This is a genomic window from Pseudomonas sp. LAMO17WK12:I10 (genome assembly GCF_900215185.1).
In the GTDB taxonomy this organism is placed as follows: domain Bacteria; phylum Pseudomonadota; class Gammaproteobacteria; order Pseudomonadales; family Pseudomonadaceae; genus Aquipseudomonas; species Aquipseudomonas chlororaphis.
Genome location: NZ_OBDX01000029.1, coordinates 1 through 25,554 on the forward strand (window position 1 = coordinate 1; position 25,554 = coordinate 25,554).

24 protein-coding genes and 1 pseudogene are annotated in these 25,554 nt (G+C 63.8%); 17 read left to right on the forward strand and 8 right to left on the reverse strand.

The window, feature by feature from the left end:
• Window positions 1-362 (forward strand): hypothetical protein (locus tag CRO75_RS33340; RefSeq protein WP_239990639.1); only part of this gene is annotated, 362 nt, incomplete at its 5' end.
• A gap of 48 nt (window positions 363-410) precedes the next feature.
• Here CRO75_RS33340 and CRO75_RS25595 read toward each other — a convergent pair.
• Together CRO75_RS25595 and CRO75_RS25600 are read right to left on the reverse strand one after the other, a co-directional pair.
• On the reverse strand, window positions 411-1,904 hold the full coding sequence (locus tag CRO75_RS25595; RefSeq protein WP_097139040.1) for a CoA-acylating methylmalonate-semialdehyde dehydrogenase: 1,494 nt from the start codon (window positions 1,902-1,904) through the stop codon (window positions 411-413).
• Window positions 1,905-1,980: 76 nt separating this feature from the next.
• Window positions 1,981-3,330: an aspartate aminotransferase family protein gene (locus CRO75_RS25600; RefSeq protein WP_097139042.1), complete on the reverse strand. Its 1,350-nt coding sequence runs from the start codon at window positions 3,328-3,330 to the stop codon at window positions 1,981-1,983.
• Window positions 3,331-3,456: 126 nt separating this feature from the next.
• On the opposite strand from CRO75_RS25600, the gene CRO75_RS25605 reads away from it, so the two are divergent.
• The 7 genes from CRO75_RS25605 (at window position 3,457) to CRO75_RS25635 (ending at window position 11,414) form a co-directional block, all read left to right on the forward strand.
• Window positions 3,457-4,377 carry a LysR family transcriptional regulator gene (locus tag CRO75_RS25605; RefSeq protein ID WP_007930700.1) on the forward strand — a complete coding sequence of 307 codons (921 nt, stop codon included), beginning with the start codon at window positions 3,457-3,459 and terminating at the stop codon, window positions 4,375-4,377.
• 132 nt (window positions 4,378-4,509) lie between these two features.
• A complete protein-coding gene (locus CRO75_RS25610) occupies window positions 4,510-5,904 on the forward strand; it encodes a nucleobase:cation symporter-2 family protein (RefSeq protein WP_097139044.1) in 1,395 nt (464 codons plus the stop codon).
• Between the two features lie 88 nt (window positions 5,905-5,992).
• Window positions 5,993-6,655: a TetR/AcrR family transcriptional regulator gene (locus CRO75_RS25615; RefSeq protein WP_097139047.1), complete on the forward strand. Its 663-nt coding sequence runs from the start codon at window positions 5,993-5,995 to the stop codon at window positions 6,653-6,655.
• A gap of 12 nt (window positions 6,656-6,667) precedes the next feature.
• The gene (locus CRO75_RS25620; protein WP_097139049.1) at window positions 6,668-7,249 is read left to right on the forward strand and encodes a YigZ family protein; all 582 of its coding nucleotides are present in this window, start codon (window positions 6,668-6,670) and stop codon (window positions 7,247-7,249) included.
• Window positions 7,250-7,800: 551 nt separating this feature from the next.
• A complete protein-coding gene (locus tag CRO75_RS25625) occupies window positions 7,801-9,366 on the forward strand; it encodes an ABC transporter ATP-binding protein (protein ID WP_097139051.1) in 1,566 nt (521 codons plus the stop codon).
• A 15-nt stretch (window positions 9,367-9,381) separates the two neighbouring features.
• Window positions 9,382-10,488: an ABC transporter permease gene (locus tag CRO75_RS25630; protein WP_097139053.1), complete on the forward strand. Its 1,107-nt coding sequence runs from the start codon at window positions 9,382-9,384 to the stop codon at window positions 10,486-10,488.
• Window positions 10,488-11,414 carry an ABC transporter permease gene (locus CRO75_RS25635; RefSeq protein ID WP_097139056.1) on the forward strand — a complete coding sequence of 309 codons (927 nt, stop codon included), beginning with the start codon at window positions 10,488-10,490 and terminating at the stop codon, window positions 11,412-11,414. Before CRO75_RS25630 ends, CRO75_RS25635 begins: the two co-directional genes overlap by 1 nt.
• Before the next feature lie 40 nt (window positions 11,415-11,454).
• On the opposite strand, the gene CRO75_RS25640 is transcribed toward CRO75_RS25635, so the two are convergent.
• Complete coding sequence (locus tag CRO75_RS25640) at window positions 11,455-11,886, reverse strand: hypothetical protein (RefSeq protein WP_097139057.1); 432 nt, start codon at window positions 11,884-11,886, stop codon at window positions 11,455-11,457.
• 83 nt (window positions 11,887-11,969) lie between these two features.
• On the opposite strand from CRO75_RS25640, the pseudogene CRO75_RS25645 reads away from it, so the two are divergent.
• The 3 genes and pseudogenes from CRO75_RS25645 to CRO75_RS25655 all read left to right on the forward strand — a co-directional run bounded on the left by CRO75_RS25645 (window position 11,970) and on the right by CRO75_RS25655 (window position 14,526).
• Window positions 11,970-12,171: pseudogene (locus CRO75_RS25645) on the forward strand (hypothetical protein).
• A 25-nt stretch (window positions 12,172-12,196) separates the two neighbouring features.
• Complete coding sequence (locus CRO75_RS25650; RefSeq protein WP_009042025.1) at window positions 12,197-12,880, forward strand: SDR family oxidoreductase; 684 nt, start codon at window positions 12,197-12,199, stop codon at window positions 12,878-12,880.
• 287 nt (window positions 12,881-13,167) lie between these two features.
• Complete coding sequence (locus tag CRO75_RS25655) at window positions 13,168-14,526, forward strand: 8-oxoguanine deaminase (RefSeq protein ID WP_097139060.1); 1,359 nt, start codon at window positions 13,168-13,170, stop codon at window positions 14,524-14,526.
• 99 nt (window positions 14,527-14,625) lie between these two features.
• Here CRO75_RS25655 and CRO75_RS25660 read toward each other — a convergent pair whose 3' ends face one another.
• Window positions 14,626-15,717 (reverse strand): calcium:proton antiporter, encoded by a 1,092-nt coding sequence (locus CRO75_RS25660; protein ID WP_097139061.1) that lies wholly within the window; start codon window positions 15,715-15,717, stop codon window positions 14,626-14,628.
• A gap of 327 nt (window positions 15,718-16,044) precedes the next feature.
• On the opposite strand from CRO75_RS25660, the gene CRO75_RS25665 reads away from it, so the two are divergent.
• The 3 genes from CRO75_RS25665 (at window position 16,045) to CRO75_RS25675 (ending at window position 19,416) form a co-directional block, all read left to right on the forward strand.
• Window positions 16,045-17,127, forward strand: a complete 1,083-nt coding sequence (locus CRO75_RS25665; RefSeq protein ID WP_097139063.1) for a BMP family ABC transporter substrate-binding protein — start codon at window positions 16,045-16,047, stop codon at window positions 17,125-17,127.
• Window positions 17,128-17,283: 156 nt separating this feature from the next.
• Window positions 17,284-18,249, forward strand: a complete 966-nt coding sequence (locus CRO75_RS25670) for a 2-oxoglutarate and iron-dependent oxygenase domain-containing protein (protein ID WP_097139065.1) — start codon at window positions 17,284-17,286, stop codon at window positions 18,247-18,249.
• A 213-nt stretch (window positions 18,250-18,462) separates the two neighbouring features.
• Complete coding sequence (locus CRO75_RS25675) at window positions 18,463-19,416, forward strand: adenosine deaminase (protein ID WP_097139068.1); 954 nt, start codon at window positions 18,463-18,465, stop codon at window positions 19,414-19,416.
• A 371-nt stretch (window positions 19,417-19,787) separates the two neighbouring features.
• Here the strand turns inward: CRO75_RS25675 and CRO75_RS25680 are convergent, their stop codons facing one another.
• Window positions 19,788-21,164 (reverse strand): MFS transporter, encoded by a 1,377-nt coding sequence (locus CRO75_RS25680; protein ID WP_097139069.1) that lies wholly within the window; start codon window positions 21,162-21,164, stop codon window positions 19,788-19,790.
• A gap of 109 nt (window positions 21,165-21,273) precedes the next feature.
• On the reverse strand, window positions 21,274-22,203 hold the full coding sequence (locus tag CRO75_RS25685) for a LysR substrate-binding domain-containing protein (RefSeq protein WP_097139126.1): 930 nt from the start codon (window positions 22,201-22,203) through the stop codon (window positions 21,274-21,276).
• Window positions 22,204-22,337: 134 nt separating this feature from the next.
• On the opposite strand from CRO75_RS25685, the gene CRO75_RS25690 reads away from it, so the two are divergent.
• The 3 genes from CRO75_RS25690 to CRO75_RS25700 all read left to right on the forward strand — a co-directional run bounded on the left by CRO75_RS25690 (window position 22,338) and on the right by CRO75_RS25700 (window position 23,999).
• Complete coding sequence (locus CRO75_RS25690) at window positions 22,338-22,628, forward strand: putative quinol monooxygenase (RefSeq protein WP_009042017.1); 291 nt, start codon at window positions 22,338-22,340, stop codon at window positions 22,626-22,628.
• 32 nt (window positions 22,629-22,660) lie between these two features.
• Complete coding sequence (locus tag CRO75_RS25695) at window positions 22,661-23,674, forward strand: zinc-binding alcohol dehydrogenase family protein (RefSeq protein ID WP_092422451.1); 1,014 nt, start codon at window positions 22,661-22,663, stop codon at window positions 23,672-23,674.
• A gap of 145 nt (window positions 23,675-23,819) precedes the next feature.
• On the forward strand, window positions 23,820-23,999 hold the full coding sequence (locus CRO75_RS25700) for a hypothetical protein (RefSeq protein ID WP_007923286.1): 180 nt from the start codon (window positions 23,820-23,822) through the stop codon (window positions 23,997-23,999).
• Here CRO75_RS25700 and CRO75_RS25705 read toward each other — a convergent pair whose 3' ends face one another.
• Together CRO75_RS25705 and CRO75_RS25710 are read right to left on the reverse strand one after the other, a co-directional pair.
• Entirely contained in the window at window positions 24,000-25,196 is a 1,197-nt protein-coding gene (locus tag CRO75_RS25705) for a multidrug effflux MFS transporter (protein WP_097139071.1), read from the reverse strand.
• A gap of 107 nt (window positions 25,197-25,303) precedes the next feature.
• The gene (locus CRO75_RS25710; protein WP_007923288.1) at window positions 25,304-25,501 is read right to left on the reverse strand and encodes a cation transporter; all 198 of its coding nucleotides are present in this window, start codon (window positions 25,499-25,501) and stop codon (window positions 25,304-25,306) included.
• Window positions 25,502-25,554: the final 53 nt, after the last annotated feature.

The window sequence follows — 25,554 nt, forward strand, 5'->3', positions numbered from 1 at the left end:
TGTCAAGCGGTTATTTTAAGAAGTTTTCAAAGTTTCCTTTGCAACTTCAACCACTTGCGCCTCCGATCTCTCGTCAGCGGGAGGCGAATTCTACAGCGTTACACGCTGCTGTCAACACCTCTTTTTCTCCGCTTTCGACCGAGAAGATCGAATCGTTAATTCGGCGAAAACTGACTGCCGAACCAACTCCTTCGGGCTTCGATGAACTGAAGCGTGACCGCTGTCGAAAACCGCGTAACTCGTTGAATCTCAAGGAGTTTTCCGTTTCGACTGCGCCGGAAGTGGGGCGAATTATAGACTTCCAGAATCTGCCGTCAACACTTATTTTCACAAATCTGTCACATCAGTCAAAAAGCCCCTAAAAGCAAAGGCCGCCCCCAAGGGGGCGGCCTTTAATACCCTTCTACTTATTACAAGCTAGGGAAGGCGAACTGCGAGGCTTCATGGCTGGCACGCTGTGGCCAACGCTGAGTGATCGCCTTGCGACGGGTATAGAAACGCACACCGTCCGGACCGTAGGCATGCAGGTCGCCAAACAGCGAACGCTTCCAGCCGCCGAAGCTGTGGTATGCCACCGGTACCGGCAGCGGTACGTTGACCCCCACCATCCCGACTTCAATCTCGTCACAGAACAGGCGCGCCGCTTCACCGTCACGGGTAAAGATGCAGGTGCCGTTGCCATATTCGTGATCGTTGATCAGTTGCATGGCCTCTTCCAGGCTGTTCACCCGCACGACGCACAGCACCGGCCCGAAGATCTCTTCTTTGTAGATGCGCATTTCCGGGGTGACGTTGTCGAACAGGCAGCCACCGAGGAAGAAGCCTTCTTCATGACCCGGCACGCTCAGGCCACGACCGTCGACCACCAGCTTCGCGCCTGCCTTCACGCCATCCTCGACATAACCGCTGACCTTGTCCCGCGCCTGTCCTGTGACCAGCGGCCCCATGTCCAGGCCATAGGAAGTGCCTGCACCGATTTTCAGCGCCTTGATCTGCGGAACCAGCTTGGCCACCAATGCATCGGCCACCTGGTCGCCGACACACACGGCAACCGAGATCGCCATGCAACGCTCGCCGCAGGAACCATAGGCCGCGCCCATCAAGGCACTGACCGCGTTGTCCAGGTCGGCATCCGGCATCAGCACGGCGTGGTTTTTCGCGCCGCCCAGTGCCTGCACGCGCTTGCCGCGCTTGGTGCCTTCGGCGTAGATGTATTCGGCAATCGGCGTCGAACCGACGAAGCTCAGTGCCTTGACTTCCGGCGCTTCGATCAGCGCGTCCACCGCGGCCTTGTCGCCGTGCACCACACTCAGCACGCCTTTCGGCAGGCCGGCTTCCAGCAACAGCTGGGCAATCAGCAGGGTCGAGCTCGGGTCACGCTCGGATGGCTTGAGGATGAAGCAGTTGCCGCAGACGATCGCCAGCGGATACATCCACAGTGGCACCATCGCCGGGAAGTTGAACGGGGTGATGCCGGCAACCACGCCCAGCGGCTGGAAGTCGGACCAGGCATCGATGTTCGGGCCGACGTTGCGGCTGTACTCGCCCTTGAGGATTTCCGGAGCGGCACAGGCGAACTCGACGTTTTCGATACCACGCTTGAGCTCACCGGCGGCGTCTTCCAGGGTCTTGCCGTGTTCTTCGCTGATCAACTGGGCGATGCGTGATTCGTTCTGCTCCAGCAGTTGCTTGAAGCGAAACATCACCTGGGCACGCTTGGCTGGTGGCGTGTTGCGCCAGGCCGGGAAAGCAGCCTTGGCGGCATCGATGGCGCTCTGGATGGTTTCGCGACTGGCCAGCGGCAGCTTGTGGATCGCCTGACCGGTGGACGGGTTGAACACATCGACCGCGCGACCGCTCTCGGTCACCAGTTCACCATTGATCAAATGCGGGATAACGCTCATCGGGGAACTCCTGAAGTTGTCCACAGGCGCCCGCCAAGGAGCGCCTGCTGTTTGTACTTATATATAGAGGGAGGAATCAGTCGAGCTTGTTCAGCACTTCGCCGACGGCATCGAACAGACGATCCAGATCCTGCGGCTTGCTGTTGAAGGTCGGGCCGAACTGCAGGGTGTCGCCGCCGAAGCGTACGTAGAAACCGGCTTTCCACAGGGCCATGCCCGCTTCGAACGGACGCACGATGGCATCGCCATCGCGCGGGGCAATCTGGATGGCACCGGCCAGGCCGTAGTTACGGATGTCGATGACATTCTTCGTACCCTTGATGCCATGCAGTGCCTTCTCGAAATGCGGTGCCACCTCAGCGACGCTCTGCACCAGGTTTTCTTTCTGCAACAGATCCAGTGCCGCCAGACCGGCCGCGCAAGCCACTGGGTGCGCCGAGTAGGTATAGCCGTGGGGGAATTCCACCGCGTACTCGGGGGTCGGCTGGTTCATGAAGGTCTGGTAGATCTCGGAGCTGGCAATCACCGCGCCCATCGGAATCGCGCCGTTGGTGACTTGCTTGGCGATGCACATCAGGTCCGGGGTCACGCCAAAGCTGTCGGCACCGAACATCTTGCCGGTACGGCCGAAACCCGTGATCACTTCGTCGAACACCAGCAGGATATTGTGCTGGTCGCAGATTTCCCGCAGGCGCTTGAGGTAACCCTGTGGCGGCACCAGCACGCCAGCGGAACCGGCCAGGGGCTCGACGAACACTGCGGCGATGTTGGAGGCGTCATGCAGTTCGATCAGCTTGAGCAGCTCGTCGGCCAGCGCGATACCGCCCTGCTCCGGCATACCGCGAGAGAACGCGTTGCTTGCCAGCAGGGTGTGCGGCAGGTGGTCGACATCCATCATCGCCTGGCCGAACAGTTTACGGTTGCCGTTGACCCCGCCGAGGCTGGTGCCGGCAATGTTCACACCGTGATAGCCACGGGCACGGCCGATCATCTTGATCTTGGTCGACTGGCCTTTCAGGCGCCAGTAGGCGCGCACCATTTTCACCGCGGTATCGGCGCATTCGGAACCGGAGTCGGTGAAGAACACGTGGTTCAGATTGCCCGGGGTCAGCGCGGTGATTTTCTCGGCCAGCTGGAACGACAGCGGGTGACCGTACTGGAAGCCTGGCGAGTAATCGAGGGTGCCCAGTTGCTTGGCCACCGCTTCCTGGATTTCCTTGCGGGTGTGGCCGGCGCCACAGGTCCACAGGCCGGACAGCGAGTCATAGACCTTGCGCCCCTTGTCGTCGACCAGCCAGCTGCCTTCGGCGGCGACGATCAACCGCGGATCGCGCTGGAAGTTGCGGTTGGCGGTGTAGGGCATCCAGTGAGCATCGAGCTTGAGCTGGCTGGCCAGGGAAGCTGGAGCGTTTTCATGCATGTTCATGGGGCAAAACCTCGCAGGGCAATAAGCGGCGCAGGGATCGGAAAGCGTTGTTGCAGCTAAGTTGCCACGGCTATAAAGTCGGTGAAATCCAACTTTTATAACCTTCAGTCAGTGGCCCACTAAACTATGAGCAGCCGTCGCGCCGACCCGCTGGCGCAAGTCAGCGACTTTGATATCCGCCTGCTGCGGATCTTTCGCAGCGTGGTCGAGTGCGGTGGCTTCTCCGCCGCGGAAACCGTGCTCGGCATCGGGCGCTCGGCCATCAGCCAGCAGATGAGCGACCTCGAGCAACGCCTGGGCCTGCGCCTGTGCCAACGCGGACGAGCCGGCTTCTCGCTGACCGAAGAGGGTCGCGAGGTATATCAATCGGCCCTGCAACTGTTGAGCGCCCTGGAAAGCTTTCGTACCGAGGTCAACGGCCTGCACCGGCACCTGCGTGGCGAACTGATCATCGGCCTGACCGACAACCTGGTCACCCTGCCCCACATGCGCATCACCCATGCCCTGGCGCAACTGAAGGAACGTGGGCCGGACGTGCAGATCCAGATCCGCATGATCGCCCCCAACGAAGTCGAACAAGGCGTGCTCGACGGGCGCCTGCATGTCGGCGTAGTGCCCCAGGCCAGTGCCTTGTCCGGGCTGGAATACCAACCGCTGTACAGCGAACGCTCGCTGCTTTACTGCGCCGTTGGCCACCCGCTGTTTTATGTCGACGACAAGCAACTGGACGATAGGCGCCTCAACGAGCAGGACGCCATCGCCCCGACCTTCCGCCTGCCCGCCGAGATCCAGGCCCATTACCAGGCGCTCAATTGCACCGCCAGCGCTTCGGACCGCGAAGGCATGGCGTTCCTGATTCTCACCGGACGCTACATCGGCTACCTGCCGGACCATTACGCCAGCCTCTGGGTCCAGCAGGGACGACTGCGCGCGCTCAAGCCCGGCTCACGTTTTTATGACCTGAGCCTGGCATCGGTCACGCGCAAGGGCCGTCGCCCCCATTTGGTGTTGGAAAGCTTCCTGGACAGCCTGGCGGCCACCCGCTGAAAAAACCTACGACACTATAAAAGCCCCGTCCCCATTGCCCCACAACGGCAAACACAGGCAATAACCTGAGCACTTGGACAGCTTTTTGCAGGGCACGATGACCTTGAACCATCAGCCCTGAGTTCCCCGTCCATGCAGCCAGACACCTTGCGCCAAAGCGACCTGATCTACGGTCTCGACGATCGCTCGAAACCACTCGCCGCGATCCTCGCCGCCCTGCAGCATGTGCTGGCGAGTTTCGTCGGCATCATCACCCCGCCGCTGGTGATCGGCTCGACCCTGGGCCTGGGCGCCCACCTGCCCTACCTGATCAGCATGGCGCTGATGGTTTCCGGCGTCGGCACCTTCATTCAGGCGCGTCGGCCGTTCGGAATCGGCGCGGGGATGATTTGCCTGCAAGGCACCAGCTTTGCCTTCCTCGGCGCGGTGCTGTCCGCGGGTTTTCTGGTCAAGCAACGGGGCGGCAGCCCGGAAGACATCCTGGCGATGATTTTCGGCGTGTGCTTTTTCGGCGCGGCGGTGCAGATCGTCCTGAGCCGCTTCATCGACCAATTGCGTCGGGTCATCACGCCGCTGGTCACCGGCATCGTGATCACCCTGATCGGTGTCAGCCTGATCAAGGTCGGCATCACCGATCTGGGCGGCGGCTTCAATGCCGCGGACTTCGGCGCGCCGGGCAACCTGGCGCTGGGCCTGTTGGTGCTATTGACCATCATCCTGCTGAACCGCTCGAACACGCCCTGGGTACGACTGTCGGCGATCATCATCGGCCTGGCCCTGGGCAGCCTCGCCGCCTGGTTCAGCGGCAAGCTGGTGCCCCAGGCGTTGCCCGACCTACCGCTGATCAGCCTGCCGACGCCCTTCCGCTTCGGTTTCAGCTTCGACTGGACGGCGTTCCTGCCCGTGGCGCTGATCTACCTGATCAGCACCCTCGAAACCGTCGGCGACCTGACCGCCAACTGCATGCTCGCCCGCCAGCCCATCAGCGGCCCTTCTTATATAAGCCGGCTCAAGGGCGGCATTCTCGGCGACGGCGTCAGCTGCATGATCGCCGCGACCTTCAGCGCCTTCCCCAACACCACCTTCGCCCAGAACAACGGGGTGATTCAGCTGACCGGCGTCGCCAGCCGTCATGTCGGGCTGTACATCGGCCTGTTGCTGTTTTGCCTGGGCCTGTTTCCACTGATCGGCGCGGTGCTGCAGCAAATCCCCAAGCCAGTGCTCGGCGGCGCCACCCTGGTGATGTTCGGCAGCGTCGCCGCGGCCGGCGTGCGCATCCTCGCCCAGGCACCGCTGGACCGGCGCAGCATGCTGATCATCGCCACCTCCTTCGGCGTCGGCCTGGGGATCGCGGCGCAACCGAACCTGCTGCACCTGTTGCCCAAGGTGGTGCAGAACCTGTTCGACTCGGCGATCACCAGCGGCGGCCTGACCGCGATCCTCATGTGCCTGTTGCTGCCGGAAGATCGAGCCGCGCTGCGTAGCGCAAATCCGGCTCGCGAAAGCGACACCCTGGAACCGCTTTGAGGGTTTTCTGCCCATTAAGACTTGTCTGAGGCCTGTGGGTGCGCTATCAACGCACTGGTTGCACCCACAGAACAGCTCGGAAATGCCTATGACCCTTGAAGTCCCAGCCCACGCCGGCCCTCAAACCGCCAAGCCCGCCAGCCGTATTCGTCAGAAAAACGAAGAAGCGATCATCAAGGCCGCCGAAGACGAGTTCGCCCGTCACGGTTTCAAAGGCACCAGCATGAACACCATCGCGCAGAATGCCGACCTGCCCAAGGCCAACCTGCATTACTACTTCACCAACAAGCTTGGTTTGTATGTCGCGGTGCTGAGCAACATCCTCGAGTTGTGGGACAGCACTTTCAACACCCTGACCGCCGAGGACGACCCGGCCGAAGCGCTGACCCGCTATATCCGCGCCAAGATGGAGTTCTCCCGGCGCCAGCCGCAGGCCTCGCGAATCTTCGCCATGGAGATCATCAGCGGCGGCGAATGCCTCAGCGAATACTTCAGCCAGGACTACCGCGCCTGGTTCCAGGGGCGCGCCGCAGTGTTCCAGGCCTGGATCGACGCAGGCAAGATGGACCCCGTGGACCCGGTGCACCTGATCTTCCTGCTGTGGGGCAGCACCCAGCATTACGCCGACTTCGCCACCCAGATCTGCCGCGTCACCGGTCGCAGCAAGCTGACCAAGCAGGACATGGAAGACGCCGGCAACAACCTGATCCGCATCATCCTCAAGGGTTGCGGCCTCAAGCCTGCCTTATAAAGAACACAACGCATGCCCTTTACCCTCGCCGGCCTTTGCGAATACCGCGAAGAGATTCGCAAAAGCCGCTTTATCGCCCTTGCCGCGCCAATCAGCAGCGCGACCGAGGCCCAAGCCTTTATCGAACGGCACAGCGATCCCAATGCCTCCCACAACTGCTGGGCCTGGAAACTCGCCGAGCAATACCGCAGCAGCGACGACGGCGAGCCCGGCGGCACTGCCGGCCGCCCGATCCTCGCGGCCATCGAAGCCCAGGACTGCGACCAGGTCGCGGTGCTGGTGATTCGCTGGTACGGCGGCATTCAGTTGGGCACCGGCGGCCTGGCCCGCGCCTATGGCGGCAGCGCCAACAAGTGCCTGCAAGGCGCCGAACGCATCGAGCTGGTCAGCCGCGTAGCCCTGCGTTGCGCCTGCAGCTTCAGCGAGCTGGCACTGGTCAAGCTGCGGGTCGCCGAACTCGGCGGGCTGCTGGTCGAGGAACACTTCACGGCCAACGGCGTAGAACTGCAGCTGGCTCTGGGCGAAAGCCAGATCGCCACCTTGCAAAGCCAGCTGGCCGACCTGAGTCGCGGGCGCATCCTCTTGCAGCGCTGAGCGCACCAATACGCACCAACGCCTCGAAATCATCCTGTGCACAACGGCCCGGTGGACAGTCGACTTGCCCACACCTGCTGTGCACCCGACTGTGGATAACCTGAGCACACTTGCCTGTAACCCTTCTGTCACGTGGCTTTGCAGCGATTGCTCACTTTTCAGTCAATCACTCGCCAAAAACATATTTTTCAAGCTAAAACAGTAAGTTAGCTTGGTTTATCGCTTTTAGAAGAAAGCCACACAGTGCTTATGCCCGGCCTTCGGGCTTGCACACAAATACTGTGGAACAAGCTGTGGATAACCCGTGCAAGGCTGCGCCAGCCGCATAGAGCGCAAGGCTTGCAGGCACCTGATCATTTTTCGACCAGACCCTTCGGGCAAAACCGCCGCCTTTTCAAGCACCTTGCCCTGAACTGGTGCCGAGCAGCGATGCAGGTAACGAGCAAAAGGGGCACGAGGCCGCAGTTCATCGGGGCTCCGGCAATTTCCTGACTCACTGGCCAGGAAATTGCTTTGTCCACCGGCATAACGTTCAGCAACCCGAGTCCGTCATGCCAAACCCTGTACCCATCCCCGCTGCAATACCCCGCCTGCAACTGCGCGGAATCACCAAACGCTACCCCGGTTGCCTGGCCAACGATGGGATCGACCTGAGTATCCAGCCGGGAGAAATCCACGCCCTGCTCGGTGAAAACGGCGCCGGCAAAAGCACCCTGATGAAAATCATCTACGGGGTGACCCAGGCCGACTCGGGCGAGGTGATCTGGCAGGGGCAGCATCAGCTCATGCGCAATCCGGCCCAGGCGCGCAGCCTGGGGATCGGCATGGTGTTCCAGCATTTCTCGCTGTTCGAGACCCTGACCGTGGCGCAGAACATCGCCCTGGCCATGGGCGCCGCGGCCGGCACACCGAAGCAGCTGGAACCGAAGATCCGCCAGGTCTCGCAGCGCTACGGCATGGCCCTGGAGCCGGAACGCCTGGTGCACAGCCTGTCCATCGGCGAACGCCAGCGGGTGGAGATCATTCGCTGCCTGATGCAGGACATCCGCCTGCTGATCCTCGACGAACCGACCTCGGTGCTGACGCCCCAGGAGGCCGACGAACTGTTCGTCACCCTGCGCCGCCTGGCCAGCGAGGGCTGCAGCATTCTGTTCATCAGCCACAAGCTCGGCGAAGTCCGCGCCCTGTGCCACAGCGCCACGGTGCTGCGCGGTGGACGGGTTGCCGGGCACTGCATACCCGCCGAATGCTCGGACCAGGAACTGGCGCGGCTGATGGTCGGCGAAGCCGCGAGCCTGATCACCGATTACCCGAAGGCCAAGGGCGGCGAGGCCTTCCTGCAGGTACAGAAACTCTCCTGGCCCAATCCGGACCCGTTTGGCTGCTCGCTCCAGGACATCGACCTGGACGTGCGCAGCGGTGAAATCGTCGGCATCGCCGGGGTCGCCGGCAATGGCCAGGACGAACTGTTGGCCCTGCTCAGCGGCGAACAGCGCCTTGGCCGCGCCCAAGGCGCCACCCTGCGCTTCGCCGGGCAAGCCATCGCCCACCTGCGCCCCGACGCCCGTCGCGGGCTGGGCCTGGCGTTCGTCCCGGCCGAGCGCCTGGGCCACGGCGCCGTGCCGGAACTGAGCCTGGCGGACAACGCCCTGCTGACCGCCTTCCAGCAAGGGCTGGTGAGCAACGGCCTGATCCAGCGCGGCAAGGTGCTGGCCCTGGCCGAAGACATCATTCGCCGCTTCGCGGTGAAAACGCCGGACAGCCAGACCGCCGCCCGCAGCCTGTCCGGCGGCAATCTGCAGAAATTCATCCTCGGCCGGGAAATCCTCCAGCGCCCCAGGCTGCTGATCGCCGCGCACCCGACCTGGGGCGTCGACGTCGGCGCCGCCGCGACTATCCACCGGGCCTTGGTGGCCCTGCGCGATGCGGGCGCGGCGATCCTGGTGATCTCCGAAGACCTCGATGAACTGTTCCAGATCAGCGATCGCCTGGCGGCCCTGTGCAGCGGTCGCCTGTCGGCCCTCAAGGCCACCGCGGACACCAGCCTGGTCGAAGTCGGCGGCTGGATGGCCGGCCAGTTCGATACCCCCGTCCACTTATCCGCTCAGCCGGCGTAACGGAGCTGTTTATTTATGCTGCTTTCTCTCGAACCCCGCGGCCAGCAATCGCGCCTGATGCTCTGGTGCTCGCCGCTGTTGGCCGCGGCCCTGACCCTGGGCTGTGGCTCGTTGCTGTTCGTCGCCCTGGGCCACGACCCGCTGGAAACCCTGCACACCTTGCTGATCGCCCCGATCAGCGACCTGTATGGCGTCTCCGAACTGCTGGTCAAGGCCTTGCCGATCCTGCTCTGCGCCCTCGGCCTGGCCGTGGCGTATCAGGCGCGGATCTGGAACATCGGCGCCGAAGGCCAACTGCTGCTCGGCGCCCTGGCCGGCAGCGCCCTGGCGGTGAACATCATCGACCTGCAAAGCCGCTGGGCGCTGGTGCTGATCCTGCTCACCGGCACCCTGGCCGGCGCAGCCTGGGCCGGCCTCACCGCCTGGTTGCGCACACACTTCAATGCCAATGAAATCCTCACCAGCATCATGCTCAACTACATCGCCCTGAACCTGCTGCTGTATTGCGTGCACGGGCCGCTGAAAGACCCGGCCGGGTTCAACTTCCCCGAGTCGGCGATGTTCGGCGATGCCAGCCGCCTGCCGCTGCTCCTGGAAGACGGCCGGGTGCATGCCGGGGTGTATTTCGCCCTGCTGGCCCTGGTGGCGGTGTGGGTGCTGCTGCAAAAAAGCTTCGTCGGTTTCCAGATCAAGGTGCTGGGGCTGGACAAGCGCGCCGCCGGCTTCGTCGGTTTTCGCGAGAAGCGCCTGATCTGGCTGGCGCTGCTGATCAGCGGTGGGCTGGCCGGCCTGGCCGGGGTGTGCGAAGTCACCGGCCCCATCGGCCAGCTGGTGCCCCAGGTATCGCCCGGCTATGGCTATGCGGCGATCACCGTGGCCTTTCTCGGCCGCCTGCACCCGATCGGCATTCTGTTCTCCAGCCTGCTGATGGCGCTGCTGTACATCGGCGGCGAAAACGCGCAGATGAGCCTCAACCTGCCGCAAGCCATCACCCAGTTGTTCCAAGGCATGATGCTGTTCTTCCTGCTGGCCAGTGACGTGCTGATTCTCTATCGGCCGCGCCTGAACCTGCGTTGGGCACGTCGCGCCGCCAACCCTTCCATACAGGCAGGAGCGCTGTGATGGATATCGATCTGTTGAGCAATATTTTCTACGCCATGATCCGCTGCGGTACGCCGCTGCTGCTGGTGGCCCTGGGCGAACTGATCTGCGAGAAGAGCGGCGTCCTCAACCTCGGCCAGGAAGGCATGATGCTGTTTGGCGCGGTGATCGGTTTTATCGTCGCCCTGAACAGCGGCAACCTGTGGCTCGGCGTACTGCTGGCGATGCTCGCCGGGATGCTGCTGTCATCGCTGTTCGCCCTGGTGGCACTGGTGTTCAACGCCAATCAGGTGGCCACCGGCCTGGCCCTGACCATCTTTGGGGTCGGACTGTCGAGCTTCGTCGGCGCCAGTTGGGTCGGCAAACCGCTGGCCGGGTTTGAACCCATGGCGATTCCGCTGCTGAGCGAAATCCCCTTGATCGGGCGCATGCTGTTTGCCCAGGACCTGCTGGTCTACCTGTCCTTCGCCCTGTTCGCCCTGGTGGCTTGGGTGATCCTGAAAAGCCGGGTCGGCCTGATCATCCAGGCGGTCGGCGAAAACCCCGACGCGGCCAGCGCCATGGGCCTGCCGGTGCTGCGGGTACGCACCCTGGCGGTACTGTTCGGCGGCGCCATGGCTGGCCTGGCCGGGGCTTACCTGTCCCTGGCCTACACACCGATGTGGGCGGAAAACATGAGCGCCGGGCGCGGCTGGATCGCCCTGGCGCTGGTGGTGTTCGCCAGCTGGCGAGTGTGGCGCCTGCTGCTCGGCGCCTACCTGTTCGGCCTCGCCAGCATCCTGCACCTGGTGGCGCAAGGCCTGGGCCTGGCGATCCCTTCGAACCTGCTGGCGATGCTGCCGTATGCCGCGACCATCCTGGTGCTGGTGCTGCTGTCCCGGGATGCGCTGCGCACCCGCCTGTATGCGCCAGTGTCGCTGGGGCAGCCGTGGCAGGCGGGGCGATAGGTGGCGTTCGGGCGGGCGTTATCGCGGGCAAGCCTCGCTCCTACGGAATCTCTGGCAAGGGCTCGAGGCGTCTGTCCTGCTCGCGAACCGGCCACAACTGCGCCACCGCCCAGGTCAACTCGAAAAACAGGATCACGCCGATCAAGGCCGTGCCGCCCTGGGCCAGGGCGTAGATCTGCCAGGTGGCGAACAGCAGCCGGCCGGCGGCATCGTAGCGTCCGAAGGCCAGTTGCGGATCGCGGATGCGCAGCACCGACCACACGCAGACGATCGAACCCATCAGGTTGACCATCAGCATGTGCATGGGCTCGAACGGCGGCAGTGCGCCGGGCAGGTCGAGGGCCCGGCTCCACTGCTGCATCAGGCCGTGCAGGGCGAGAAAGCTCCAGGGGGTGACAAAGGCGGCGGTGACGATCAGGTCGTACCAACCGCTGGCCCGCACCAATTGACGGTATTGCGCTGTGCTCCACATAAAGGATCGCTCCGGATATTCAAGGAGCACCCAAGCTAAAGCCTGGAGTATGCTCCAGGGTCAAGCCCTTCCGAGACGCCAGCATGCGCATCGGTGAACTTGCCCAGGCCTGCGCCGTCAGCCGCGGCGAGATCGGCAACAGCGTTGCCGCGATCTGGCATGCCAGCGATCCGGACAGCGCCGTGACGCAGCTGCTGCAAGACAAACTGCCCCTTCAGCGAACTGGGCGAGTTGCGCCAGGAGCTGCAACAACGGCTCGGCCAGCGTTGCCCATTAAATCCATGATCTTCACTCATCAAGGAATCCCCGCATGTCTACGCCAAAAACCGCACTGATCATCGGCGCCTCCAGAGGCCTGGGCCTGGGCCTGGTGCAACGTCTGCTGGACGATGGCTGGCAGGTCACCGCCACCGTGCGCAACCCGCAAAAAGCCGAGGCGCTCAAGGCCCTGGGCCCGGTCCGTATCGAGCAACTGGACATGGACGACCAGCAGGCGGTGATCGCCCTGAACCAGAAGCTCAAAGGCGAAGTGTTCGACCTGCTGTTCGTCAACGCCGGGGTCAAGGGGCCGGACGACCAGACACCAGGCAAGGCGACTCTGGCGGAAGTCGGCCAGCTGTTCTTCACCAACGCCGTGGCGCCGATCAACCTGGCCCAGCGTTTCGCCCCGCAGATCCGTCCGGACAGCGGCGTGCTGGCGTTCATGAGTTCGGTGCTGGGCAGCGTGACCATGCCCGACGCGCCGGAGCTGGCGCTGTACAAGGCCAGCAAGGCGGCGCTGAACTCCATGACCAATAGCTTCGTCACCCAGCTCGAGCAGAAGCTCACCGTGCTGTCGCTGCACCCGGGCTGGGTGAAGACCGACATGGGCGGCGAAGGCGCGGACATCGACGTCGAGACCAGCACCCGCGGCCTGATCGAGCAGATCAATGCCTATACCGGCAAGGGCGGGCACCATTTCGTCAACTACAAGGGCGAAACCATTCCCTGGTAAGCCTGCACCTGTAGCCGCTGCCAGAGGCTGCGATAAGGCGCGAAGAGCCTTCCCGCGGCCGACATCGCAGCGCACACAGTGCGTGGTCGAACGCAGCCTTCGGCAGCGGCTACAGGACGTCATCGCGGGCTAGCCTTGCGCCTACGGAGGGCGAGCTGGCCGGCGATAGACCGCAACGCGGTCTCGCCGTAAACTGCACCCCGCGTCGCTCCTGACGCCCCTGGATCAGCAGACAGGGCAACACTGAGCTGGCTAACCTGAACCCACTTTCAGAGGAGCCGGCCACCATGCCTGCGACCCGTACCTGGTTAAAGAATCCCCTCGCCATTTTCACTGGCAATGCCCTCGACGCCCGTGGCGGCCTGGTGCTGCAAGACGGCCTGATCGTCGAAGTGCTCGGCGCCGGCCAGCCACCCGCCCAGCCCTGCGCACAGGTCTTCGATGCCCGCGAGCATGTGCTGCTGCCGGGGCTGATCAACACCCATCACCACTTCTATCAGACCCTGACCCGCGCCTGGGCGCCGGTGGTCAACCAGCCGCTGTTCCCCTGGCTGAAAACCCTGTACCCGGTCTGGGCCCGGCTGACCCCGGAGCAACTCGCCCTGGCCAGTAAAGTGGCGCTGGCCGAACTGCTGCTGTCGGGCTGCACCACCGCCGCCGACCACCACTACCTGTTCCCCGAAGGCCTGGAAAATGCCATCGACGTGCAGGTGGCCAGCGTGCGCGATCTGGGCATGCGCGCCATGCTCACCCGCGGCTCCATGAGCCTCGGCGAAGCGGATGGCGGCCTGCCGCCGCAACAGACCGTGCAACAGGGCGAGGTGATTCTCGCCGACAGCCAGCGCCTGATCGCCGAGTACCACGAACGCGGCGCCGGCGCGCAGATCCAGATCGCCCTGGCGCCCTGCTCGCCGTTCTCGGTAACCCCAGAGATCATGGCCGCCAGCGCCGAGCTGGCGGCAAAACTCGACGTGCGCCTGCACACCCACCTGGCGGAAACCCTCGACGAGGAAGACTTCTGCCTACAACGTTTCGGCCTGCGCACCGTGGACTACCTGGACAGCGTCGGCTGGCTCGGCCCACGGACCTGGCTGGCCCACGGCATCCATTTCAACCCCGATGAAGTCGCCCGCCTCGGCGCGGCCGGGACCGGTATCTGCCATTGCCCGAGCTCCAACATGCGCCTGGCCTCGGGCATCTGCCCGACCCTGGAACTGACCGACGCCGGCGCCCCCGTCGGCCTGGGCGTGGATGGCTCGGCCTCGAACGACGCCTCCAACATGATTCTCGAAACCCGTCAGGCCCTGTACCTGCAACGCCTGCGCTACGGCGCCGAAAAGATCACCCCGGCGTTGGTGCTGGGCTGGGCCACCCAGGGTTCGGCACGGCTGCTGGGGCGCAGCGATATCGGCGAGCTGGCCGTGGGCAAACAGGCCGACCTGGCGCTGTTCAAGCTCGATGAGCTGCGCTTCTCCGGCAGCCATGATCCGTTGTCGGCGTTGCTGCTGTGCGGCGCGGATCGGGCGGACCGGGTGATGGTCGGCGGCCAGTGGCGGGTGATCGACGGGCAGGTCGAGGGGTTGGATCTGAGGGGCTTGATTGCCGATCACAGCCAGGCGGCCCGGCAACTGATCGCCGGCGCCTGATCCGGCGTTATCGCGAGCAAGCTCGCTCCTACAGGGAACCGGTTCCGATTATTTCCAGAATGAATCACGCCGGATGTAGGAGCTTGCTCGCGATGCTCTTCAAAGCCCCAACAGCGACAACATGATGAAGGTCGCGAACAGCACGAAGTGGGTCATGCCTTCGATGGCATTGGTCTCACCATCATTGAGGTTGATCGCGCTGACGATCAGGGTGATGAAGATCATCACCGTCTGCACCGGGGTCATCGCCATCTGGAACGGCTGGCCGGTGTAGAGCGCCATCGCCTCCATCACCGGCACCGTCAGGATCACCGTCGACAACGACGCGCCCAACGCAATGTTGACCACCGACTGCATGCGATTGGCTAACGCCGCGCGCAGGGCCGTGAGGATTTCCGGCGCCGCGGAAATCGCCGCCACCAGGATCGCCGTGATCACCGGCGGCGCGCCCGTGCCTTCCAGCCCCAGGTCGAGGGTCTTGGACATCACCTCCGCCAAGGCGCCGATCAGCACCACGCCGAACACCAGGGTGGCGATGGAAAACGCCAGGCTGACAGGCGCCGGCTGATCCTCTGTCGGTTCTTTCTTGCGGCGTTTTTCCGGGTAGCTGTAGCTGAAGAAGTAGCTGTGGGCGCCGACCTGCATGCGCAGGAACAGGGTGTACAACAGCACCATGGCGCCAATGGTGAAGGCCGAGTAGAGCTTCCATTTCGACTCGGGAATGAACTCCGGCACCACCATCGACACGCCCATGGCGGTGAGGATCATCACGCTGTAGGAGCGCGCCGAGTCGTCGTTGTAGGCCTGCTCGCCATGCTTGATCCCACCCATCAGCGCGGCCAGGCCGAGGATGCCGTTGATGTCGAGCATCACCGCCGAATAGATGGTGTCGCGCACCAGGGTCGGCGAGGCCTCGTTGTTCATCATGATCGCCAGGATCACCACCTCCACCAGGACCGCGGCCAGGGTCAGGATCATGGTGCCGTAGGGGTCGCCGACCTTCTCCGCCAGCAGCTCGGCGTGATGGGCGACGCGCATCGAGGCCGCGACGATAAAACCGATCAGCACCAACCCGGAGATCAGCGCCACGCCCTGGCCGCCGTTGAGCAGCGCATGCTCCAGCGGATAGGCAACCAGCGCCGCGAGCAGCGCCAGCAACAGAAAACTTTCTTGCTTGAGTGAAGTGAACATTGCAGTCCTTTGACCGGATAAATCGAGCAGAAAGAGATGAGCTAAAGACTGCCTGAAGTCACTAACGTTTCGTTACACCTTAGTGCACCAGTCAATGGCGTTGATGGGCGAGGGTGCACCGGGATGAGCCTTTGGTGATCCGGTGGGCCTCTTCGCCGGCAAGCCTCGCGCCTACAGGATCATGCAGCCTCTGCAGGCGCGAGGCTTGCCCGCGAAGGCTTCACCCTGGTCCCGGAGATTTTGTTGTCCTGTTGGTCAGCTATTTGCATTGAGCCATTCAAGCCTTAGAGCCCAGCCACGCCCCACAACAAAATGGAGTCCGGATTCATGCATAAACGTCCGTTGCAAAAACTGCTGTGCGCCCTCACCGCGGCCATCGGCCTGAGCGTCTCGCTGGGCGCCAGCGCCGCCGATCCGTTGAAGGTCGGCTTCGTCTATATCGGCCCGATCGGCGACCACGGCTGGACCTATCAGCATGAACAGGGGCGCAAGGCGCTGGTGGAGAAGTTCGGTGAGCAGATCAAGACCAACTACGTGGAGAACGTCGCCGAAGGCGCCGACGCCGAGCGGGTGATCCGTAACATGGCCAAGGATAAGTACGACCTGATTTTCACCACCTCCTTCGGCTACATGAACCCGACCCTGAAAGTCGCCAAGCAGTTTCCCAAAACCACCTTCGAACACGCCACCGGCTACAAGCAGGACAAGAACCTCGGCACCTACCTGGCCCGCACCTATGAAGGTCGCTACGTCGGCGGTTTCCTCGCGGCGAAGATGACCAAGAGCAAGAAGGTCGGCTACATCGCCTCCTTCCCGATCCCGGAAGTGATCCGCGACATCAATGCCATCCAGCTGGCCCTGAACAAATACAACCCGGGCACCGAGATCAAGGTGGTGTGGGTCAACTCCTGGTTCGACCCGGGCAAGGAAGCCGACGCCGCCAACGCTCTGATCGACCAGGGCGCCGACGTGATCTTCCAGCACACCGACAGCCCGGCGCCGATCCAGGCCGCCGAGCGCCGTGGCGTGTACGCCGTGGGCTACGCCTCGGACATGGCCCACTTCGGCCCGAAAGCGGTGCTGACCTCCATCGTCAATAACTGGGGCCCGCACTATATCCAGGCCACCCAGAGCGTGCTCGACCACAGTTGGAAATCCCAGGACTACTGGGGCGGCCTGAAGGAAGGCACGGTCGAACTGCCGATCAGCGACCTGGTGCCGGCCGACGTCAAGCGTGAGGCCGAGCAGATCATCGCCGACATCAAGAGCGGCGCCTTCCACCCGTTCACCGGACCGATCAAGGATCAGGCCGGCGTGGAAAAACTCGCCGCCGGGGTCAGCGCCAGCAATGCAGAGCTCGCGTCGATGAACTATTACGTGGAAGGCATGAAGGCCGACATTCCGAAATGACCCATCGAATCCTGTAGCCGCTGCCGCAGGCTGCGCTAAGGTCCGAAGGTCCTTTGCTCGATCTCCAGAGCACGCCCCCTTCGTCGGAGTGCCGCCCAGATCGATCGCAGCCTGCGGCAGCGGCTACAGGGCAATGGGTACCTTGAGAGCATTTATATGAACCAGCTGCCAATCATCGACATCAGCCCGCTCTACGGCGGCGACGCCCACGGCTGGAACAGCGTCGCCCAGCAGATCGACCGTGCCTGCCGCGAGTGGGGGTTCTTCTATATCAAGGGCCACCCGATCACCTCCGGGCGCATCGGCCAGTTGCTCGACGCCGCCCGGCATTTCTTCGCTCTGCCGGCCGCCGAGAAACTCAAGATCGATATCACCCAGACCCGCCACCATCGCGGCTATGGCGCAATCGCCACCGAGCAACTGGACCCGGACAAGCCAAGCGACCTCAAGGAAACCTTCGACATGGGCCTGCACCTGCCGGCCGACCATCCCGAGGTGCTCGCGGAAAAACCGTTGCGCGGCAGCAACCGGCACCCGGATATCGCCGGCTGGGAAACCCTGATGGAGCAGCACTACCTGGACATGCAGGCCCTGGCCCAGACCCTGTTGCGGGCCATGACCCTGGCCCTGGGCATCGAGCGCGATTTTTTCGACCGCCGCTTCAAGGAGCCGGTCAGCGTCTTGCGCCTGATCCATTACCCGCCGCGGCACACCGCCAGCAGCGACGAACAGCAAGGCGCCGGCGCCCACACCGACTACGGCTGCATCACCCTGCTCTACCAGGACAGCGCCGGCGGCCTGCAGGTGCGCAATGTCCAGGGCCAGTGGATCGACGCACCGCCCATCGAGGGCACCTTCGTGGTCAACCTCGGCGACATGATGGCGCGCTGGAGCAACGACCGTTACCGGTCGACGCCGCACCGGGTGATCAGCCCGCTGGGGGTGGACCGCTATTCGATGCCGTTCTTCGCCGAACCCCATCCGGATACCCGCATCGAATGCCTGCCCGGCTGCCAGGATGCCGGGCATCCGCCGAAGTACCCGGTCACCACCTGCGCCGAATTCCTCTTGTCGCGGTTCGCCGATACCTATGCCTATCGCCGGGAACCGCAAGCGTCCTGATCGCCCGGCGGGTCAGGTTTTGCCGAATCGTCCGCGTGCGCCTGTAGAATGCCTGCCCTTATGGGCGCGATTGGAACCTGACGCGCCCGCGCAGCCCTGGGGAAACCCGGGGCCGGCGCCTGTCATCGAACCTTGCGGTGGGCTTTTCGCCGCAGGATGATGGAGCGCAATACGTTCACGCAGCGCTCGACTGCACCTGATGAGATCACCCCCATGTACGACTGGTTGAACGCCTTGCCCAAGGCCGAACTGCACCTGCACCTCGAAGGATCCCTGGAGCCCGAGCTGCTGTTCGCCCTGGCCGAACGCAACAAGATCGCCCTGCCCTGGAGCGATGTGGAAACCCTGCGCAAGGCTTATGCCTTCAACAACCTGCAAGAGTTCCTCGACCTGTACTACCAGGGCGCGGACGTACTGCGCACCTCCCAGGATTTCTATGACCTGACCTGGGCCTACCTGCTGCGCTGCAAAGAGCAGAACGTCATCCACACCGAACCCTTCTTCGATCCGCAGACCCACACCGATCGCGGCATTCCTTTCGAAGTGGTGCTCAACGGCATCGCCAGCGCGCTCAAGGATGGCGAGCAGCAACTGGGCATCACCAGCGGCCTGATCCTCAGCTTCCTGCGCCACCTGAGCGAAGACCAAGCGCAGAAAACCCTCGACCAGGCACTGCCGTTCCGCGAAGCCTTTGTCGCGGTTGGCCTGGACAGTTCGGAAATGGGGCACCCGCCGAGCAAGTTCCAGCGGGTGTTCGATCGGGCCCGCAGCGAAGGTTTCCTCACTGTCGCCCACGCCGGTGAGGAAGGCCCGCCCGAGTACATCTGGGAAGCCCTCGACCTGCTGAAGATCCAGCGCATCGACCACGGCGTGCGCGCCTTCGAGGACGAGCGACTGATGCAGCGCATCATCGACGAGCAGATCCCGCTGACCGTCTGCCCGCTGTCGAACACCAAGCTCTGCGTGTTCGATCACATGTCGCAGCACAACATCCTCGAGATGCTCGAACGTGGAGTGAAGGTCACGGTGAACTCCGATGACCCGGCCTACTTCGGCGGCTACGTCACCGAGAACTTCCACGCCCTGTACACCCACCTGGGCATGACCCAGGACCAGGCCAAACGCCTGGCGCAGAACAGCCTGGATGCGCGGCTGGTCAAGCCGTAAACCGCCATCGCGGGCAACCTGCCCGCGATACCCCTGTAGCCGCTGCCGAACCACCCGACCACGCCGCGACCGCACTATGTAGCCGCTGCCGAAGGCTGCGCTCGACCGCGAAGCGGGCGCCGCTCTTGAGGGCCTCGAAAGGTTCTTCGAACCTTATCGCAGCCTGCGGCAGCGGCTACAGATCAAACGCCGACTTCGCTCAACTCCTCCAGCCTCTTGCCCCGCGTCTCCATCCCGAACCACCCGACCACGCCGCGACCGCACTATGTAGCCGCTGCCGCAGGCTGCGATCGACCGCGAAACGGGCACCGCTCTTGAGGGCCTCGGAAGGTTCTTCGAACCTTATCGCAGCCTGCGGCAGCGGCTACAGATCAAACGCCGACTTCGCTCAACTCCTCCAGCGTCTTGCCCCGGGTCTCCATCCCGAACAGCCAGACCACCGCCGCGGCGACCGCGAAACACAGCGCGCCCAGGGCGAACACCCCACCCTGCCCGGTCATCGGGAACACCACGCCGGTCACCAAAGGACCGAGCAGCGACCCGATGCGCCCCACCGCCGAGGCGAACCCGGAGCCAGTAGCCCGCGCCGAGGTGGGATACAACTCAGGCGTGTAGGTGTAGAGCACCGCCCACATGCCGAACAGGAAGAACTGCATCAACAGGCCGGAGCCGATCAGCAGCGCCACGTTGCCGCCGAACACCGCGCTCTGCCCGTAGAAGAACGCCATGACCCCACCGCCCAGCAAGGTGATCACGCACACCGGCTTGCGCCCCCAGCGCTCCACCAGCCAGGCGGCCATGAGAAAGCCGGGAATCCCGCCGAGGGAAATCAGCACCGTGTAGTACACCGACTGGGTCACGGCGAAACCCGACTGCTGCAACAAGGCACTGAGCCACGAGGTCAGGCCATAAAAACCCAGCAGGGCAAAGAACCACACACTCCAGATCATCATCGTGCGCTGGCGGTAGAGCGGTGACCAGATCTCGCGCAAGGCCGAGAAGAAGTGCCCCGGCACGCTCTCCACCCGCGGCAGGCGCACCGGCTCGGGCAGGTCCGCACGCTGCAGCGAGGCGCGGACCTTATCCTCGATCCGCCGCAGCACCTGGTCGGCATCGGCGTGCCGCCCGGCCTGCTCCAGCCAGCGCGGCGACTCGGGGATGAAGAAACGGATCGCCAGCACGAACACCGCCGGGATCGCCAGGACCAGGAAGATGTCGCGCCAGCCGATCAGCGGCAGCAGGAAGTACGAAAGCACGCCCGCCGCGACAAAACCCAGCGGCCAGAAGCCGTCCATCAAGGCGATATAGCGCCCGCGCCGCTTGGCCGGGATCATCTCCGAGAGCATCGACTGGGCGATGGGAAACTCCATGCCCATGCCGATCCCCAGCAGCACCCGGAACAGGGTCAGGCTGTCCACCGTCTGCGCCGTGGAGCACAGGTAACTGGCGATGCCCCAGAGCACGATGCTCCACTGGAACACCGGCTTGCGCCCGAAGCGGTCGGCGAGCATGCCCGACAGCGACGCGCCGACCACCATGCCGAAGAAACTCGAACTGGCCAGCAGGCCGGCCTGGGCCGTGCTCAGGCCGAACTCGGCTTTGATCGAGCCGAGCAGGAACGTCATCATCGCCAGGTCCATGGAGTCGAAGAAAAACGCCAGGGCGATGATGATGAAAATGACCCGGTGATAACCGCTGATGGGCAAGCGTTCCAGACGCTCCGCCGCACTGTATCCCTGACTTGCCATGCCCCGTCCCCCCGATTGAATGGTCTGCAATCGAGTGTGCAAGATCGACGCCGCCGCTCAGTGCTGGATGCGACCTGCCCGCACCCGGCAACGACGCCGCCGGCCAGGGTCAGTGATCGGCGTGGGTGGGCTTGGGGTAATGCGTGGAAACTTCAGCGCAGCGCGCCTGCAACATGTCCCGCAGCAGCTTCACCGGTTTGCTCAGTTGCGCCCGATGGGCGCACAACAGGTTCAGCGGTGCCCATTCGCAGCGCAGCTCCGGCAGCAGCACCTTGAGACGCCCGGCCAGCACATCGGCCGCCACGTCGAGCCAGGACTTGTAGGCGATACCCCGCCCCGCCACCGCCCACAGGCGCACCACATCGGCGTCGTCGCTGAAACGATCGCCGCTGACCGTCAGGCCGACCTCGCGCTTGCCGTCGTGAAAACTCCAATGGTCATGCACCCGGCTGCCGAGCATGTAGAGCAGGCAATTGTGCTGGGCCAATTGCTCCAGCTGACGCGGCTCGCCGTGGCGGGCCAGGTACTCGGGGGCGGCCACCAGCACCCGGCGGTTCTGCGGCGCGACAGGCAAGGCCACCAGGCTGGAGTCTTCCGGTTCGCCGTAACGCAGGGCGATGTCCACCGGCTGGCGAAACAGGTCGGCGATACGGTCGCCCAGCAGCAGGCGCAGCGTGAGCTTGGGGTGCTCCAGCTGGAACTGGTCGAGCCAGGGCAGCAACAGATTGCGGCCGAAATCCGAGGGCGCGGACAGCTGGAGAACGCCGCTGACCTGATCCTGCCCGCTGGCCAGCAGGCGCCGGCCTTCCTCCAGGTTGCTCAGGGCCGCGCGAGCGTATTCGAGAAACCCTTCGCCCTCGGCGGTCAGGCGCAGGCTGCGGGTCGAACGCGCCAGCAGCCGGGCGCCGAGCTGCTGCTCGATACGCTTGAGGGCCGCGCTGGCCACCGCCGCCGACAGGTCCATGACCCGCGCCGCGGCGGACAGGCTGCCGAGGTCCGCGGCGCGCACGAACAATTGCAGGTCATCGAATCGCAGCATCTGGCTCACCGGGCATTATCAAAAAAATATTGAAAGAGACTGCTGTTTTAGCCGGTTTTATCTTCCGGGGAAATGACCAATGATCGGCCTACCGTCATATCAGCTCGTCACACCAGCCTTTGAAGGAACTCCCTATGTCGCAAGCCTTTACCGCCATCGCCACTCTGGTCGCCAAGAGCGGCCAGCAGGCCGTGCTCAAGCGCGAACTCAGCGCCCTGGTGCAACCGAGCCGTGAAGAAGCCGGCTGCCAGTACTACAACCTGCACCAGGACGCCGAGGCCCCAGGCACCTTCTATGTACTGGAACGCTGGGATGACGAGGCAGCCCTGGAGTTTCACAACGCCACACCGCACTTCCAGCATTTTCTCAGCCAGACCCGCGAGGCGATCGAGCACTTCGAGCTCAAGCGCCTGCTGCTCCTCTGACCCAACCTTCATCTTCATCAGGAAAACCCACCATGAAAGCTATCGCCTACTACGCCTCCCTGCCGATCGACGATCCCCTGTCCCTGCAAGACATCGAACTGCCGGAACCGCTCGCCGGCCCCCGCGACCTGCTGGTGGAAGTCAAAGCCATCTCGGTCAACCCGGTGGACACCAAGGTCCGCCAGAACGTCCAGCCTGAAGGTGGCGCCGCCAAGGTGCTGGGCTGGGACGTGGCCGGGGTGGTCAAGGCGGTGGGCAGCGACGTCAGCCTGTTCAAGGCCGGTGACAAGGTGTTCTACGCCGGCTCGATCGCCCGCGCCGGTGGCAACAGCGAGCTGCACGTGGTCGACGAACGCATCGTCGGCCATATGCCCAAGAGCCTGGGCTTCGCCGAAGCCGCCGCCCTGCCGCTGACCGCGATCACCGCCTGGGAACTGCTGTTCGAACGCCTGCAGATCGCCGAAGGCCAGGCCGATCGGCAGCAGAGCCTGTTGATCGTCGGCGCGGCCGGCGGCGTCGGTTCGATCCTCACCCAACTGGCCAGCCAGCTCACCGGGCTCAAGGTCATCGGCAGCGCCTCGCGCGCCGAAACCCAGGGCTGGGTGCGCGAACTGGGCGCCGACCTGGTGATCGACCACAGCCAGCCGTTGAGCCAGGAACTGAAAAAAGCCGGCCAGGCCAGCGTCACCCATGTCGCCAGCCTGACCCAGACCGAAGCGCACCTGGACGAGTTGGTCGAGGCCCTCGCGCCCCAGGGCCGGCTGGCGCTGATCGACGATCCGCAAACCCTCGACGTGACCAAGCTCAAGCGCAAGAGCCTGTCGCTGCACTGGGAGTTCATGTACACCCGCTCGCTGTTCGAAACCGCGGACATGCAGGAGCAGCACAAGCTGCTCAATCGCGTCGCCGAGTTGATCGACGCCGGCACCTTGAAGACCACCCTCGGCGAGCACTTCGGCACGATCAACGCGGCCAACCTGCGGCGCGCCCATGCGCTGCTGGAAAGCGGCAAGGCCAAGGGCAAGATCGTGCTCGAAGGCTTCTGAGGCGGGGAGCGGACGGCGTCCTGCCGGCTCCGGAAAGGGGCAGGATGCCGTCAGTCCGAGAGTTGATCCTTGTCATACTTGTGACCGTATTCGGGTCTACACTGGGGGCCTTTGCAATGCAGTCTTTTACGCTAGGAGGTCAGCAATGAAGATCCTGATAAAAGAATTGGCAAAATCCAAAGGCACCCAATGGCAGGTTCAACTCGACCAGCATGCGGTGACCTTCCGCAGCGAGGCCGAAGCCCGAGCCTTCGCCAATACGCTGGAAACGCGTCTGCAAGCCCCCCACCGCTTCCCCGAAAGCCAACAACGCGCCGCCGGCTGATTACAGCTGGGCGGCTTGCAGTGCCCTGGCGTTCTGCAATTTGCGGGTGACCATCGCCAGCGTCACCACCAGAATCCCACACAGGCTGATGACCGTTGCCATCGGCACGGCGCTGCCATCGTGCAACACGCCCACCAACGCCGCGGCGCCGGCCGCCACGCTGAACTGCAGACAGCCGAGCATCGCCGAGGCACTGCCGGCCCGCGCGCCCTGACCGTTCATGGCGCAGGCCGAGGCATTGGGAAGGATGCAGCCCAGGCTGGCGATACAAATGAACAGCGGTGCCAGCAGCGGCCAGAGTTGTGCCGGGTGCAGCGAACTGACGGCGAGCAAGGCCAGGCCACCCAACAGGTAGATCCACACCGTGCGTGCCAGCAGGAACGCCGGGCCACGCTTGGCCAGCAACCGCGCATTGATCTGCGCCACCAGGATGAAGCCGCCGGTGTTGATCCCGAAGAACCAGCCGAAATGCTCGGCCGGCACACCGTAGAGTTTGATGAAAACGAAAGGCGAACCGGCGATGTAGGCGAACATCCCGGCGATGGCGATGCCCCCGGTCAGGGCATGGCCGAGGAACACCCGGTCAGCCAGCAGCCGACCGTACTGGCGCAAAGCGCCGGACAACGGCTGGCGCGGCACATGGGCCGGCAGGCTTTCCGGCAAGCCCAGGGCTACCGCCAGGCCGGCCAGGGCACTGAACAGAGTCAGCATGATGAAGATCGACTGCCAGCCGTAGAGATTCACCAGCAGGCCGCCGAGCATCGGCGCCAGGATCGGCGCCAGGCCCATGACCAGCATCAGTTGGGAAAACACCTTGGCCGAACCCACCGCGTCGCACTTGTCGCTGACCACCGCCCGGGAAATCACCATGCCCGCGCAGCCGCCCAAGGCCTGGACGAACCGCGCGCCGATCAGCCATTCCAGGTTCGGCGCGTAGGCACAGGCCAGGGACGCCAGGGTGAACAGCCCCACCCCGGCCAGCAACGGGATGCGCCGGCCAAAGCGGTCGGCCACCGGGCCGTAGGCGAGCTGGCCGATGGAGAGGCCGAGGAAGTAGGCCGCCAGGGTCAGCTGAACGTGTTTTTCATCGGTGCCAAAGGCCAGCGCCATCGCCGGGAACGCCGGCAGATAGAAGTCGATGGCCAGAGGACCGAAGGCGCTCAGGGCGCCGAGAATCAGGATTGTGCGAAAGTTCATCAGGCATCCAGGTGCGGGTCGGTCGGCAGCCCGACAGTTTATCCGCGCTTGGAGGCCTTGAACATTCCGATAGGTCGCTAACTATTAAAAAGACCGGCTAAATCCGCTCACGCCAGCTTGACCGCATAGCCTTCTTCGCTGATCAGGCTGATCACCTCGTCGGCGGACAAGCGGCTTTCCACGCCCACTTCCCGGGCCCCGAGATCGACCTTGACGCTGGCCGCCGGATCCTTGCTCTGCACCGCCTGGGTGATGGCCCGGACGCAGTGACCGCAGGACATACCTTCGACATTGAACACTTGCATGACGCTTCTCCTGTAGTGAGGGTTGTCGCCAGTCTCGACCTTGCCATCATGGC